A 14,994-nucleotide genomic window follows, 5' to 3' on the forward strand; every position below is an offset into this window, starting at 1 on the left:
GTCGGTCAGGGGAGCTCGAGCATGCGGCGCTGAGCCTCCATGATGTCCTGGCCCGCGAGCATCCGGAGGCCGCGATTCAGGAGTCGGTTGGCATCGACGGTCGAGTCGACCCCCGACAGCTCGCCCAGCCCCTGCCAGAGCGCGATGAACTGCGTAGCGACGTCCGCCGGGTCGAGGGCGGGGTGCACCAGGCCGGCGTCCTGACGCGCCTCGATGATGCGGGTGAAGATCGCGACCGCGCGGGCGTCTCGCTCGGCGAAGTAGGTTGCGGCCGGATGGCCGGGAGTCATGGCCAGTCCGCGAACGTAGGCGACGAGCCGCTCCCGCGGACCGGCGTTGACGATGAGCGGGAAGTCGACGTCGTGCAGGAGGGTGTCCAACGCACCCGGATCGACATCGTGGCCCTCGACGTCGACGTCCGTCCCGAATCCTGAGCTCTCGGCCGCGAGATCGTCGAGGCGTGCGAGGGCGGCGAGCAAGAGGTGGTCCTTCGTCGGGAAGTGGTACAGCACGGTCGCCTCGTTCGACCCGGAGCGCTCGGCGACGAGTGCCGTCGTAACCCCTTCGTACCCGAGTTCGTCCACGATCCCCAGGACCGCGTCCGCGATGGACTGGCGTCGCTTCAGCGATCGCGCGTAGGGGCCTCGCTTGCTTCGGGTGTTCGTCATGGTCTTCACCATAACCATCCGGCCGCGTTGCGCAAATACTGAGTAAGTATGAAGTTTGGCGTTGCGTGCCGACGAGGCGCGTGCCTATCATTTCCGTACGGCGGCGATCCCGACTGCCGCCTGGTGTCCAACGGAGGAACCGAAATGACGACGTCGTCTACGACCGAAAGAACGGCTCGACGCGAGGCGAAGAGACTCGACCCGACACGGGTGTCCTTCGGAAAGCTGGTCGCGTGGTCGTCGTCGCATGCCTCCTATGCCGCGAACGTGCTGTTCCTGGGCTTCTTCACCATCTACTGCACCGACACCCTCCAGCTGTCAGCTCCGATCGTCGGGCTCCTGCTGCTGCTCAGCCGGTTCGTCGATGCCGTCGGCGCGCTCGTCGCGGGATGGCTGGTGGACGTGGCGCCGGAGACGCGGTTCGGCAAAGCGCGCCCGTTCGACCTGGCGATCGTCGGCATCTGGGTCTTCACCGCCGTGATGTTCTCGGTTCCCGGGGGCCTCGGCGAGGTGGCGAAGTATGTCTGGGTCTTCATCTCCTACCTGCTCGTCACAGCGGTCTTCACACCCTTGTTCAACGCGAACCAGCCCCTCTACATGGCGCGGGCGTTCGCGAACAGGGACGTCTACACCAAGCTTTCGGCGCGATCCGGGCTGATCGTCGGAGCCGTCGCCCTCCTCGCGGGCGTCTCCGTCCCGATCCTGGTCCAGCAGGCGGGGAAGACCCCCGAGGCGTGGTCCATCATCAGCATCTGCGTCGCGGTACCGCTCGCCGTATTCGGCCTGCTGAGATTCCTCACCATCAAGGAGATCCGCAATACGGAGGCGGAGGACAGCCCGAGGGTGAAGATGCGCGACATCATGCTCGTTCTCCGCACCAACCCCTATCTGTGGATGCTGTCCAGCATCACGCTCCTCGGATCCGTGGTCGGCAGTGTCGGCGTCGGAGCGTACTACTTCCGCTACATCGTCGGCAACCTTGCGATCATGGGCGTCTTCGGCATCGTGAACATCCTGGCGCTGCCGGTGCTCGCGCTCCTGCCGCCCCTCGTACGCCGGTTCTCGGTGTCCCGGGTGATCGCCGGCTTCTCGCTGATCGGTGCGCTGGGCTTCGCGATGTACTCGTTCGCCGGGGCGAACATCCCTCTGCTTCTCATCGCCGCCGTCCTGACGTCGGTCGGCGCCCTCCCCGCCTCCTTCCTTGCGACCGTCCTGGTCATCGACAACGCCACGTACAACGAATGGAAGGGCAACCGGCGGCTCGAGAGCGTCGGCGGCGGAGTGCAGAGCTTCGCTCAGAGCGCCGGAAGCGGCCTCGCCGCGGGAATGGCGGGCCTCGTTCTCGGAATCGTCGGGTACAACGGCGCGCACAATACACAGTCCCCCACAGCGATCGGCGGCATCGTGCTGCTGATGAGCTGGGTGCCGGCGGCGCTGAGTGTGGCGGTCTGCGTGATCGCGCTGTTCTACCACAACCGATTCGAACGCCGACTACCGGAACTCACCGAGCAGCTCGAGTTCCGCAAGACCGGTGGGATCCCCGTCGGTACGATCCTGCTGGATCAGACCCAGGTCAACGCCAACACCAACTCAGCACTCCTGGCATCGGGTGAGGAACTGGTGGGAACCGTGGAGGGGAAGTTGCGCAAGCGTTCCCGAAACCACGGCGGACGCCGGTAGGTTTCGGAGCACGTGGCCGGCACGATCGATCGGGAAGGTTCAAGGATGAGTCTGTCGCAGAGCAGCACGTTGGTGGAGACGGGGTTCGGCCCGGTGGCCGACGCCTTCGCAAAGACCATTTCCGACAACACCAGCACCGGTGCTTCACTCTCCATCTGGATCGACGGCGCGCCCGTCGTCGAGATCGCGGCCGGGACCGCGAACCGGAAAACCCGACAGCCGTTCGGTCTCGACACCCTCGCCACGGTCTATTCCTGCACCAAGGGCCTGGCCACCATCGTCGTCGGCAGGCTGCTCCAGGACGGCCGCCTACCGTCGCTCGACACTCCGATCACGGCGGTCTGGCCGGAGTTCGGTGCACATGGGAAGGGTGCCGCCACCATCGGAGATGCCTTGGCGCACCGAGCCGGCGTGCCGGCCCCCCGGGCCGAGGTGGACCCCGTCGCCGCGTTGGACGAGCTGTGGGTCGCCGACTTGCTGGCCGCGCAGGAACCGCTGTGGGACGTTCCGAAGCATCACAACTACCACGCGATCACGCACGGCTCGATCACCGGGAAGCTCGTCCACAACGCGACGGGGCAGAGCCTCGGCACCGTATTCCGGCGCGAAATCGCCGAACCCCTCGGCGCGGACACCTGGATCGGACTGCCCGAGGAGGAGGACGGGCGCGTCGCCTGGATTGTGGACGAGACCACCCCGCCCGCTCCGGATCCGGAGGTGGACCGCGACACCGCCTACTGGGCGGAGCGTATCGGCGGATTCCTCGGACCTCTGCCCTTGCGGGGAGCAGTCGACGTCCCTCCGTTCCACCGCTACGAGCTCTCGGGTGTCAGTGGGACCTCGACGGCGTCGGGTCTCGCTCGGATCTACTCGGCCACGGTCGTCGACACGAACGGCGTCCGGCTTCTCGAGCCCGGGACGGTGGAGGCCCTGCGAGCCGAGCGGAGCTCGGGTGTCCCGTACTTCGTCACCGGGCCGGCCCCATACCAGAGCTTCGGCGCCGGCTTCATGATCCAGAGCGACTGGGACCCCTACTTGTCGGCAAGGTCGTTCGGCCATGACGGGGCCGGCGGCCAGGTCGCGTTCGCCGATATCGATGCGAAACTCGGATTCGCCTATGTGACCAACGAGTGGGGCGACTGGCAGCGCGGCATCGCCGTGACGCGCGCCTTGGCCGACGTGCTGGGCTGAGTCGAGCGTCCCTCCGCCGCGGGGAAGGTAACCTGTTTCTTCAGACGAAGAAAGAGGAGCGCCTCGTGCCCCAGAGTGAGGACGACGCCAAGCTGGTGGGTGCCGACCGTGTGCTCGCGGTTCTCGTCGCATTGGCCGATCGACCGGAGGGCGCGACGCTCGATGAATTGTCGCGTGCGGTCGACAGTTCCAAGCCGACGGTGCACCGGGCCCTGTCGGCGCTGCGCCGAGCCGGACTGGCGACGCAGGTCGCCCGGGGTTCCTACGTCCTCGGCGACGAGCTCATCCGCCTCGCCATGCGCAACCACGCGGAGCGCCCGGATTCCGTGCGGGTGACTCCGATCCTCCACGCGCTCGTCGAGCGATACGGCGAGACGGCCCACTTCGCCGTTCTGGACGGCTCCGAGGTCGTCTATCGAGCGAAGATGGACCCGCCGCAGGGAGCTGTGCGGCTGACGTCGGAGGTCGGCGGACGAAATCCTGCGTACCGGACCGCGGTCGGCAAGCTGCTCCTGAGCTCCCGTCTGCGCAGTGAGAAGGAGCTGAGCGAGTGGCTCGCTGGGCGGCCGTTGGAGGCACGGACACCGCATTCGATAACGACAGTTCCAGCGCTGTGGAAGGAGCTGGAAGCGACGAGGGAACGCGGCTACGCCGTCGACGACCAGGAGAACGAGCTCGGGGTCAACTGCGTCGCCGTTCCGTTCGAGAGTGGCTTCGCAGGCCTCGACGGCGCGATCAGTGTCAGCGCGCTCACCTTCCGGATGCCACTGGACCGACTGGTCGGCGAAGTGCCGAACATCAGGCGGATCGTCGAGTCGCCCGAGAGCCCGCTTGTGGCGGCTTCCTGAACTCGGACAAGGTCGCCGAACGAAGGACGTGCAGTCAGTAGGTGGCGCGCCCACCGCTGATGTCGTAAACCGCGCCCGTCGAGAAGCTGACGGCGTCGGAGGTCAGGAACTCCACCAGGGACGCCACCTCATCCGGTCGACCGACCCGCTTCATCGGAATCAGGCTGGTGATGTGCTCGAGAACGTCGGGTGCGGTGTCGTCGTTCATCGGTGTGGCGAAAACGGCGGGCGCGATCGCGTTGACCAGCACGCCCGTCGTGGCGAGTTCCTTCCCGGCTGATTTCGTCAATGCGATGACGGCTGCCTTCGAGGCGGAATAGATCGAGAGGTTGGGGTTGCCGTCCTTGCCGGCCATGCTCGCGAAATTGACCACGCGGCCCCATCCGCGCTCCACCATGCCGGGCACGAAGGCGGTCATCGTGGCGACGATACCGAGGACGTTCACGTCGAGGACGCGGCGCCACTCGTCGGGGGTCGTCCGCAGCAGGGGTTTGTTCGGGCCGACGATCCCCGCCGAGTTCACCAGGACGTCGACAGGGCCGATGCGCTCGGACGCGGCTGCAAGCGCGGCCGTATCAGTGACATCGAGCTGGAAGTCGGCGTCGTCGCTGAGATCGACGGTGTGCACCCTCAATCCCCTCTCGCGAAGGCGAGCCGCGGTCGCAGCTCCCAGACCGCGCGCTCCGCCCGTGACGACTGCTGTTCTCATCGGATGTTCCTTTCCGCCGGACGCCCCAGCGCGCCGGAGATTGCGATGTGGGTCTTCGGCCCGCTGCCGGCAGGCGTCGGGCTGTCGCCCGCGAGGACCACGGCCAGTTCTTCGAGGCTCACGACGTGCGAGACCAGCGGGCGCGGGTCGACCGAGCCGTCGGCGAAAGCGGCGATGGCGCCGTCGAGCCCTTGGCTTCCTCCCAGGATTCCCACCGCGGTGACGTCTTTGAGGGCAAGGTCGCGTGTGTCGATCAGGCTCGGACTGCCGGCGAGGCCGACGTACACGACGCGCTTGCCCGGCTCCACAAGCTCGAGGGCCTTCGCGGGCAGGGTGGGTGCGTTCGAGGCGTCGATGACGGCGTCCCAGGGGAGGCCCGGCAGGCTGTCCTCGGTCCAGACATTCTCGAAGCCGAGAGTTCGCGCGAACACGAGGGAGCGTTCGCTGCGCCCCAGCAGGTGCACCTCTGCACCTGCGGCGCGCGCGAACATCGCGACGAGCAGGCCGATCGAACCAAGGCCGAGGACGAGCGCCCGGTCACCGGGCCGGAGCTGCGCCGCCCAGACCGAACGCAGCGCGTTGCCGGCGGGCTCGACCAGCGCACCGGACGCGTCGTCCACCGAGTCCGGCAAGGCATGGAGGTAAGAGGCCGGGTAGGCGAGGCGTTCCGCGAGCGCGCCGGGACGCCCGCCGCGGATGCCGAGCTCGGTGCGGTTCTCGCAGACGTGATGACGACCGTCGAGGCAGCGTGCGCACGTGCCGCAGCCGATCATGGTGTCGCCGGTGACCCGGGTGCCGACCCACGACGGATCCACGCCATCACCGACGGCGCTGACCACGCCCATCCATTCGTGACCCAGTCGGATCGGGAAGTGCGCGTGACCTTCGTGCAGGTACTGCATCTCGCCGGTATAGAACTCGATGTCCGTGCCGCAGACACCTGCTCGCTTGACGTCGATCAGCACCTCACCGGGGCCAGCGATGGCGTCGGGGACGTCCTCCACCCCGGCGACGCGGGGGGCCCGGACCACGAACGCCTTCATCGCGGCGCGACCACGGTCTGGCGCTGCTCGCCGAGTCCGTCGATCCCGAGCTCCATGACGTCGCCGGCTTGCAGCCAGATCTCCGGGCGGAAGCCCATGCCGACCCCGGGCGGCGTGCCGGTGTTGATCAGATCTCCGGGCTCGAGCACCAGGAACTGGCTGATGTAGTGCACGATGAAGAACGGGTCGAAGATCATCGTCGCCGTCGATCCGGTCTGCCGGCGGGTGCCGTTGACGTCCAGCCACATGCCCAGGTCGTTGACGTCCGCGATCTCGTCCTGGGTGACGAGGTAGGGTCCGGCCGGGTTGAAGGTCTCTGCGGACTTGCCCTTGAGCCACTGGCCGCCGCGCTCCATCTGGAAGGCGCGCTCGGAGACGTCGTTGACGAGCGTCCAGCCGGCGATGTGTTCCCGAGCCTGCTCGACGGAGTCCAGGTAGCTCGTCCGCTTGCCGATCACGATGCCGAGCTCGACCTCCCAGTCGGGCTTGGTGGAGCCGCGCGGGATGCGCACGTCGTCATTGGGCCCGACGAGCGTGTTCGGGGACTTCGTGAACAGGATCGGTTCGGACGGCACGGCCTGACCGGTCTCGGCGGCGTGGTCGGAGTAGTTCAGGCCGACGCAGATGATCTGGTGGGGCCGCGCGATCGGGGCGCCGATGCGCTGGCCGTCGAGCTGCTCGATCTCACCGCGTTCGATCCGCTGCGCCACGACGGGCCGGATCGTGCGGATGCCGTCGTGGGCGAAGAACGGTTCGTCGAAGTCCGACACGACATCCGACAGGTCGACGTAGCTGTGGTCGTCGACGAGGGCGGCGGGCTTCTCGGCGCCGAACGCGCCGATGCGGAGGAGTTTCATTGCTTCCTTTACTCGGTCGGAGGGGGATCGGCTGGACCCGCCCACAGAGGTTGGGGCAGCCCACGGACTCCCGGACGTGCGGTGAAGATGCGCCCGGAGAGGGGGAACGCGGCGAGCAGATCCTCCTTCAGGTCTTGCGTGGCTGTGGTGATCACGAGCGTTTCGAGGTCAGGCCCGGCGAAAGCGACGCTCGACGTGTGCGGCGCCGGCACATGGATGGTCTGGACGAGCCGGCCGTCGGGTGCATGACGGCGCACCTCGCCCAGCCCCCAGATCGCGATCCAGAGGTGGGACTCGGCGTCGATCGTCATGCCGTCCGGGTAGCCCTCATCGAAGGTCAGGAAGACCGACCGCGGCCCGGTCTCCCCGGTCGCGACGTCGTAGCTGCGACGAAAGACGATCCGGCGCTCCGTGTCGACGCTGTACAGCACGCTCCCGTCTGCGGACCAGGCGAGCCCGTTGGACAGCGTGAGGTCGTCGTCGATGACGCGGGTGGTTCCATCCCGATGGATCTGGATCAGGAGTTCAGCCTCCGAGGGGCCGTCGAGCGAGAGGGTGCCAACGACGAAGCGCCCGACCGGGTCGGGCTTGCCGTCGTTGAAGCGTCTCGGCCCGTCGATCAGCGGTGAGGAGGGGGTGATCCGACCGTCTAAGCCGACCACGAGGAGGCGATGACCACCCGCGATCAGTCGTTCGCCGCGCTCGGACACCGCTACGGCCCCCGCGGTGTCGTCGACGACCAGGCGGTCGGCCACGCGGATCGTCCCGTCGTCGAGGAGAGTGCCCTCCAGTGCCGCGCCGCTTGGGATGTCGACCCAGTGAAGGCGTGATCGCACGGGGTCCCAGAGCGGGCCTTCGCCCAGGAAGTAGGAATCGGCCGTCGCCGTGACCAGCCCGCTGTTCACGCGCTCTCCTCCCGACCGCCGTTCGTCTGGGCGACGATGCGCCGGATATCCTCGGCCGCCTCCACCAGGGTCTCGAGAGGGGTCCGGTAGGCGACGGCGCTCACACTGATCGCACCGGACGGTCTGGTGGGGGAGCTCAGGTAGACCGGGACGGCGATGCAGTTGATGCCCGCCTCGTTCTCCTGGTCGTCGATGGCGTACCCGCGTTGCCGGGTCTCGACGAGCCGGGCGTGTAGCTCGTCCGCCGTTGTCGCTGTGGTCGGGGTGCGCTGCTCGAGTGCACGCTCTCCGATCCACGCTTGGACGTCGTCCAGTGTGCGGAGCCGGGTCGCCAGCAGAGCTTTGCCGACGCCGGTGCAGTGCGCGGGATTGCGTCCGCCGATCGTAGACGTCAGCCGTACCGCCCCGCCGCTCGGATCCACCTTGTCGCGGTACACCACGTCGGTGCCATCGAGCACGGCGAAATGGATGGTCTCCCCGAACCGCTCGGCAAGCCGGTCGAGGATGGGGCGAACGCGAACATGGTCGGGCCGCGCCTCATGGTGGGCGAACGCCAGACGGAGGAACTCGTCTCCGAGGATGTAGTGCCCCCGGCCGTCCTGGGTGGCGAGCCCCGAGCGCTTCAGTGAAGCGAGCGCTCGGTGCACCGTCGGTTTGGGGTTGCCGGTGCGTTGCGCCATGTCGTCCAGGGTGGCGCCGGCGGGGAGTCCAGCCAGTTCGACGAGCACGGCGAGCACGCGGTCCGTGCCGACCAGGCGTTCGTCGCCGTCGATGGCCGCCGGTGTGCGTGGCATTGGTGTCCTCCTCGTCGATCGCCTATGCTAGCAAACAGTTTCATTATCTAGACCACACTTCCGAAAGTTGGAACAATGGCGTCGAACCTTCGCAGTTCGGAGTGGTACTCCGGAGACGATCGCAACTCCTACATCCACCGGGCCTGGATGCGCCGCGGACTGCCCCACGATTTCGACAGCCGCCCCCAGATCGCCATCGCCAACACTGCTTCGGATCTCACACCCTGCAACTCCCACCTCACCGAAGTTGCGCAATCCGTGAAGAACGGTATCTACGAAGCCGGCGGCATTCCTCTCGAGCTCCCGGTCGTGTCGCTGGGCGAAACCCAGGTGCGGCCCACCGCGATGCTGTGGCGAAACATGGCGGCGATGGCCACGGAGGAGATGCTGCGCGCCAACCCCATCGACGGGGTCGTGCTCCTCGGCGGCTGCGACAAGACCATCCCGTCGCTGCTGATGGCGGCGGCCTCCGTCGACCTGCCCGCGGTCGTCGTCCCGGGCGGGCCTATGCTCACCGGGCACTTCCGCGGGGAGGCGCTGGGCTGCGGCACCGATGTGTGGCGGCTGAGCGAAGAGGTGCGGGCCGGAACGCTCAGCGAGCAGCAGTTCCTGAAGTCCGAATCGTCGATGATCCGCAGCAAGGGGCACTGCAACACGATGGGCACGGCATCGACGATGGCGTTGGTTGCGGAGGCGCTCGGCACCGTGCTACCGGGCCTCGCGGGCACGCCGGCTCCGGACAGCCGGCTCCTGGAGGCGGCCCACGAGACCGGGCGGCTCTCGGTGCAGCTCGTCGCGGAAGGCCGCCGTCCGAGCAGCTTCCTGACCGGCGCAAGCTTCCACAACGCGATCGTGGCGCTCGCCGCGATCGGCGGGTCGACGAATGCAGTTGTGCACCTGCTGGCGATCGCCGGACGTCTCGGCATCGACCTGAGCATCGACGACTTCGACCGGATCGGCGCCGAGGTGCCGCTGCTCGTCAACCTCCAGCCGGCGGGTCGGTACCTGATGGACGACCTTCAGCGCGCCGGGGGATTCCTCGCGGTGCTGCGCGAAGTGCGAGACCTGCTCGATCCGGCCGCCCTCACCATCACCGGCCGACCCCTGGTCGACTACCTGGAGGATGCGCGCATCTGGGACGAGGACGTCATCACCCCGCGCGCGACGCCTCTGCAGCCGGCCGCCGGAATCAGCGTGCTGCGCGGCTCCCTCGCCCCCGGGGGAGCGATCATCAAGCCGGCCGCCGCCTCGGCGCACCTGCTCAAGCACCGCGGTAAGGCGGTCGTCTTCGACAGCATCGAGGACTTCCATGCCCGGATCGACGACCCCCAGCTCGACATCGACGAGAACTCGGTGATGGTGCTGCGGGGCTGCGGGCCGAAGGGGTATCCGGGCATGCCGGAGGTGTCCAACATGCCGCTCCCGAAGAAGCTGCTCGAGAAGGGCGTCCGAGACATGGTCCGGATCTGCGACGGCCGCATGTCGGGAACCGCCTACGGCACCGTCGTCCTGCATGTCACTCCGGAAGCGGCGGCCGGCGGCCCGCTGGCGCTCGTGCGGACGGGTGACTGGATCGAGCTGGACGTGCGCAACCGCCGCCTCGACCTCGACGTACCGGCGGAGGAGCTCGCCGCGCGCATCCCGAACGACGCCACAGTCAGCGCGTACGCGAACCCGCGGCGCGGCTGGGAACGGCTTTACGTCGATCACGTGCTGCAGGCCGACAAGGGCGCGGACCTGGACTTCCTCGTCGGCTCGAGCGGATCGACGGTGTCGCGTGAGTCTCACTGACGTCCGGCTCTCGCCGCGACCGCGCCTCGACCCGGTGGACCCGTCCCTTGTCGCCGCCCTCGAAGCGACCGGGGCGACCGTCGCCGCACGCGCGACCGACCGACTGGGCTCCGCGCACGACGCGTCCCACTATCTGCTGACGCCCCAGGTGGTCGCGTCCCCGTCGTCCACCGATCAGGTCGCCGCACTGTTCCGCGTCAGCCGCGAGCGAGGCGTGCCCATGACCTTCCGGTCCGGCGGCACCAGCCTCAGCGGGCAGGCGGGCACGGCCGGCATCCTGGTCGACACGCGCCACCACTTCCGCTCGATCCGGGTGCAGGACGCCGGTAACGCGGTCACGGCCGAGCCGGGCGCTACCGTGCGCATGGTGAACGCGCGACTGGCCAGGCACGGCCGCAAACTGGGCCCCGACCCAGCGAGCGAGATCGCCTGCACGATCGGCGGCGTCGTGGCGAACAACTCCAGCGGCATGGCCTGCGGCATCGTTGCGAACAGCTACCGGACGCTCCGCTCCGCCGTGCTGGTGCTGCCCAGCGGTACCGTCATCGACACCGGCGCGCCGGATGCGGATGCCGTGCTCCGCGCCACCGAACCGGCGCTCGCCGCAGGGCTGGAAGAGCTGCGTGACCGCGTGCGCGGCAACCCGGAGTGGGCGGACCGCATCCGGTCGCTGTACGCGATCAAGAACACCATGGGTTACGGACTCAACTCGTTCCTCGACCACGACCGGCCGGTCGCGATCCTCGAGCACCTCGTGATCGGCAGCGAAGGAACCCTCGCCTTCGTGGCGGAGGCGACCTTCGACACCGTTCCGGTCAAGCCGCACGTCGCGACCGGGCTCCTGCTGTTCCACGATCTCGCCGCCGCGACGTCGGCGCTCCCTGAGCTCGTCGCCGCGGGGTTCGCTACGGTCGAACTCCTCGACGCCACCAGCCTGCGCGTGGCCCAGCGCGATCCGGAGGCCACAGAGGAGCTGCGCGCGCTCACTGTCGCAGACCATGCTGCACTGCTCGTGGAGTATCAGGAGGCCTCCGCTGCAGAGCTGGCCGATCGGCTCGCGGGCGCGCCCGCGCTCTTCGACGCCGTGAACCTCGCAGCGCCCGGTGAGCTCAGTTCGGACGCCGGGCGTCGTGCGCAGCTCTGGCACATCCGGAAAGGTCTCTACACGCTCGTCGCGGGAAATCGCCCCTCGGGCACCACCGCTCTCCTCGAGGACATCGCCGTCCCGGTCGACCGGCTGTACCAGACGTGCCAGGAACTCATCCGGCTGTTCGACCGCTACGGATACGAGGACTGCGTCATCTTCGGGCACGCGAAAGACGGCAACATCCACTTCATGCTCAACGAGCGGTTCGACGACCCGCGGATGCTCGCCAGGTACGAGGCGTTCACCGACGACATGGTCGAGCTGGTCCTCGCGCACGGGGGCACTCTCAAGGCCGAGCACGGCACGGGCCGGATCATGGCGCCGTTCGTGCGCAGACAGTACGGCGACGAGCTGTACGACGTCATGCGCGACATCAAGCGGCTGTTCGATCCGGCAGGAATGCTGAACCCAGGGGTACTCCTCAACGAGGATCCCGGCGCCCACGTGCGCGATCTCAAGATCGCGCCGCCTGTGGAGGACGAGGTCGACCGCTGCGTCGAGTGCGGCTACTGCGAACCGGCATGCCCCAGCCGGGACATCACCCTGACGCCGCGTCAGCGCATCGTGCTGCGACGGGAGCTCGCCGCGGCGGAAGCCGCGGGTGACGCGCAGCTGGTGCGCGAGCTGCGGGAGCAATACGAGTACGACGGCGTTCAGACGTGCGCCGTCGACGGGATGTGCCAGACGGCGTGCCCCGTCCTGATCAACACGGGCGACCTCGTGCGTCGCCTGCGCGCCGAGAGCGCCGGGGCCGTCGCGCAGGCGGGCTGGAAGGCGGCGGCCCTGACGTGGGGGACCACCAGCAGGGTCGGCGGTATCGCGATGACGGTCGCCGATGCGCTCCCGGCGGCTCTTCCCAGGGCGGTCACCGCGGTGGGACGTGCCGCGCTCGGGGCGGACGTCGTCCCGTCCTACTCGGCGGACCTGCCTCAGGGCGGCCGTCGGCGTCGGGTGATCCGCGCGGATGATCCGATCGCGGTCTACTTCCCCAGTTGCACCAACACCATGTTCGGTCCGGTCGGCGAGTCCGGCGTGTCGGAGTCCTTCCTTCGACTGTGCGAACGAGCCGGGGTGGTGGTCTCGACGCCGTCGGACATCGCGAGCCTCTGCTGCGGCACTCCGTGGAAATCGAAAGGGATGACCGACGGGTATGCCGTGATGAAGGAGCGCGTCCGCGAGTCCCTGCGGCGCGCCACCCTCGACGGAGCGATTCCCGTCGTCTCGGACGCGTCATCCTGCACGGAAGGCTTGCGAGTCTTGCTCGATGCCGCCGGCGAAGCGGGCATCGCGGTGGTGGATGCTGTCGCCTTCGTGGACTCCGAGGTGCTGCCCAAACTGCCTCCCAGTGAGAACAAGGTCGCTTCCGTCGTCCTCCATCCCACGTGCTCGGCAGTTCAGCTCGGGCTGGACGGCGCGCTTCGACGTGTCGGCGCCGCGGCTGCGGAATCGGTGCTGGTGCCCGATGAGTGGAACTGCTGCGGTTTCGCGGGAGACCGCGGGATGCTGCACCCCGAACTGACCGCCTCCGCCACCGCGCGTGAGGCGGCGGAAGCCGCCGGGATGCGCGGTGAAGCCTATGCATCGTCGAATCGGACCTGCGAACTCGGGATGACCCGCGCGACCGGACGCGGCTACGAGCACATCCTGCAGGTGCTGGATCGCGCCACCGCGAGTGACACCGGCCCCGCATAGAGACGGGTGTGACGATGATCCTCAGCAATGAGACTGTCCGCGTAGGGGTGGAGCCGGAACGCGGCATGACGCTCGTCAGCCTGATCGCCGGCGGTCGTGAGTTGCTGTGGACGACGGAACTCGCGCCGGGCAGTGAGCTCGGTGAACTCGGCGAACCGGGGGAGCCGTCCGCCGAACGCCTGGAGGCGATCCTCCATGGCGGCTGGTTCGAGATGAGCCCCAACGCGGGGCTTCCTGACCGCCCGGGTCGCCCTCCCGCCTATTTCCACGGCGAGGCGGTCAGGAGGTCCTGGCGCGTCCGGTCGCAAAGCGCCACGCACGTCGAGGCCGAAATTCGGCTGTCGTCGGAGCCGATCGCGCTTCGCCGGCGGGTCGAGGTCCGGGACGCCACGGTCATCGTCTCGTCCGAGCTGCAGAACCTGGGTGCCGATGGCCGCCCGGTGAGCCCGGGGGAGCACCCGTGCTTCCGCCGGGACGCTTTCGGCGGCGGTTCGCTCACGGTGCGCGGGCCGTCGCTCGGTCCGGCCGATGTCCCTGGAACGATCCCTCCCGACGCCGACGGCACGAGTGGCAATGCGGCCGTCCGCCTCACGGACCCGACTGTCATCCTGACTGCGGCGGATGGGCTCGAGGTCCTGATGCGGGTGGATCTCGAAGCCCACCCGTACCTCGGCATCTGGTGGAACTACTCCCTCCAGGGCGGTGCGGGCATCGGCTCGTGGGACACCATCGCACTCGAACCGCTCACTCGATACCAGGACGAGGTGCTGCTCGCGCCCGGGGCGACGTGCTCGTCCAGAACGATCGTCGAGTTCCGGGTCAGTAGGTGAGCGCTCGGAGGAAGACTTCCAGCGTGCTCTCCGCCGCGCGCTCCTCCGGTTGGTTGATGTGACCGTGTTTCGTGCCGGGCTCATAGGCCGAGTACACGCTGACACCACTGGTCGCGAGAAGAGCGGCGTACGCCTCCGCCGACGCCCGTAAGGAGTCCGCATCCGAATTCACGATCACGTGCGGCGGAAGGCCCGTCGGGTCACCGTTGGCCGGGAAGGCGTGGGGGTCATCCAGAGCCTCCCGGCTCCCCGCATAGTTGAGAGTCATCCGGTCCACGGACACGGGATCGAAGACCTGGTCCTCGACCGGGAGGGCCGCCACTTTGGGCGCCAGCTCTGCGCTCAGCTCGGGGAGATGCGGGTGCAGCATGGGGTACGCGAGGACGATCCGCCACGGCTGCTCAGATCCTTCGTCGCGAAGCCGGAGGGCGGCGCCGGCAGCGAGATTGCCGCCGGCTGACGCGCCTCCGAGGGAGAGCAGGGAGGGCTCCACCCCCAAGCTCTCCGCGTTGGCTCGTGTCCACGTGAATGCTGCGACGACATCGTCCAGTGGCACGGGGAAATGGACGCCGTCGACCGCGAGCCGGTAGTCGACCGAGACGACGACAACGCCGCGCGCCGCGATCGACCGGGCGACCCAATCCGCCTCGGGCATGGCGAGGTCACCCGCGGCCCATCCTCCGCCGTGCAGCCACACCAAACCGGGATCACTCTGAGCGCCGCCTCGGCGGTAGACCCGGATGGGGATGGGTCCGTGCGGGCCATCGACGTGACGATCGTCGATCGCCAGCTCCTCCTCGGACCGGGTCGCCTGAGTTCGTTCCGACCGCATGCTGATG

General features: G+C 68.3%; 13 protein-coding genes. 6 read left to right on the plus strand and 7 right to left on the minus strand.

What is annotated here, in order from left to right; all coding sequences use genetic code 11:
- Nucleotides 1-5: 5 nt before the first annotated feature.
- Nucleotides 6-668, minus strand: a complete 663-nt coding sequence (locus ASF88_RS09105) for a TetR/AcrR family transcriptional regulator (RefSeq protein ID WP_082518990.1) — start codon at nucleotides 666-668, stop codon at nucleotides 6-8.
- Nucleotides 669-878: 210 nt separating this feature from the next.
- On the opposite strand from ASF88_RS09105, the gene ASF88_RS09110 reads away from it, so the two are divergent.
- The 3 genes from ASF88_RS09110 (at nucleotide 879) to ASF88_RS09120 (ending at nucleotide 4,387) form a co-directional block, all read left to right on the plus strand.
- Complete coding sequence (locus tag ASF88_RS09110) at nucleotides 879-2,348, plus strand: MFS transporter (RefSeq protein ID WP_055917029.1); 1,470 nt, start codon at nucleotides 879-881, stop codon at nucleotides 2,346-2,348.
- A 12-nt stretch (nucleotides 2,349-2,360) separates the two neighbouring features.
- Nucleotides 2,361-3,539 (plus strand): serine hydrolase domain-containing protein, encoded by a 1,179-nt coding sequence (locus ASF88_RS09115; protein WP_157498292.1) that lies wholly within the window; start codon nucleotides 2,361-2,363, stop codon nucleotides 3,537-3,539.
- 65 nt (nucleotides 3,540-3,604) lie between these two features.
- Entirely contained in the window at nucleotides 3,605-4,387 is a 783-nt protein-coding gene (locus ASF88_RS09120) for an IclR family transcriptional regulator (RefSeq protein WP_200935262.1), read from the plus strand.
- Nucleotides 4,388-4,421: 34 nt separating this feature from the next.
- Here the strand turns inward: ASF88_RS09120 and ASF88_RS09125 are convergent, their stop codons facing one another.
- Genes ASF88_RS09125 through ASF88_RS09145 form a run of 5 tightly spaced genes read right to left on the minus strand, consistent with a single transcriptional unit; the run spans nucleotide 4,422 to nucleotide 8,695 of the window.
- Nucleotides 4,422-5,096, minus strand: a complete 675-nt coding sequence (locus ASF88_RS09125) for an SDR family NAD(P)-dependent oxidoreductase (protein WP_055917034.1) — start codon at nucleotides 5,094-5,096, stop codon at nucleotides 4,422-4,424.
- Nucleotides 5,093-6,127 carry a zinc-dependent alcohol dehydrogenase gene (locus tag ASF88_RS09130; protein ID WP_235493374.1) on the minus strand — a complete coding sequence of 345 codons (1,035 nt, stop codon included), beginning with the start codon at nucleotides 6,125-6,127 and terminating at the stop codon, nucleotides 5,093-5,095. Before ASF88_RS09130 ends, ASF88_RS09125 begins: the two co-directional genes overlap by 4 nt.
- 8 nt (nucleotides 6,128-6,135) lie before the next feature.
- The gene (locus tag ASF88_RS09135; RefSeq protein WP_055917040.1) at nucleotides 6,136-6,996 is read right to left on the minus strand and encodes a fumarylacetoacetate hydrolase family protein; all 861 of its coding nucleotides are present in this window, start codon (nucleotides 6,994-6,996) and stop codon (nucleotides 6,136-6,138) included.
- A gap of 8 nt (nucleotides 6,997-7,004) precedes the next feature.
- Nucleotides 7,005-7,901, minus strand: coding sequence for an SMP-30/gluconolactonase/LRE family protein (locus ASF88_RS09140; protein ID WP_055917043.1), 897 nt, complete (start codon nucleotides 7,899-7,901; stop codon nucleotides 7,005-7,007).
- Nucleotides 7,898-8,695 (minus strand): IclR family transcriptional regulator, encoded by a 798-nt coding sequence (locus tag ASF88_RS09145; protein ID WP_055917046.1) that lies wholly within the window; start codon nucleotides 8,693-8,695, stop codon nucleotides 7,898-7,900. Before ASF88_RS09145 ends, ASF88_RS09140 begins: the two co-directional genes overlap by 4 nt.
- Nucleotides 8,696-8,770: 75 nt before the next feature.
- Here ASF88_RS09145 and ASF88_RS09150 point away from each other — a divergent pair, with 75 nt between their 5' ends.
- From ASF88_RS09150 to ASF88_RS09160, 3 genes are all read left to right on the plus strand, one after another.
- On the plus strand, nucleotides 8,771-10,486 hold the full coding sequence (locus ASF88_RS09150) for an IlvD/Edd family dehydratase (RefSeq protein WP_055917049.1): 1,716 nt from the start codon (nucleotides 8,771-8,773) through the stop codon (nucleotides 10,484-10,486).
- Nucleotides 10,473-13,325, plus strand: coding sequence for an FAD-binding and (Fe-S)-binding domain-containing protein (locus ASF88_RS09155; protein ID WP_055917052.1), 2,853 nt, complete (start codon nucleotides 10,473-10,475; stop codon nucleotides 13,323-13,325). Before ASF88_RS09150 ends, ASF88_RS09155 begins: the two co-directional genes overlap by 14 nt.
- 65 nt (nucleotides 13,326-13,390) lie before the next feature.
- Nucleotides 13,391-14,155, plus strand: coding sequence for a hypothetical protein (locus ASF88_RS09160; protein ID WP_162242567.1), 765 nt, complete (start codon nucleotides 13,391-13,393; stop codon nucleotides 14,153-14,155).
- On the opposite strand, the gene ASF88_RS09165 is transcribed toward ASF88_RS09160, so the two are convergent.
- The gene (locus ASF88_RS09165) at nucleotides 14,145-14,987 is read right to left on the minus strand and encodes an alpha/beta hydrolase (protein ID WP_055917058.1); all 843 of its coding nucleotides are present in this window, start codon (nucleotides 14,985-14,987) and stop codon (nucleotides 14,145-14,147) included. The genes ASF88_RS09160 and ASF88_RS09165 overlap by 11 nt on opposite strands.
- Nucleotides 14,988-14,994 lie beyond the last annotated feature (7 nt).

Origin of the sequence: Leifsonia sp. Leaf336 (genome assembly GCF_001423695.1) — a bacterium.
Lineage (GTDB): Bacteria > Actinomycetota > Actinomycetes > Actinomycetales > Microbacteriaceae > Leifsonia.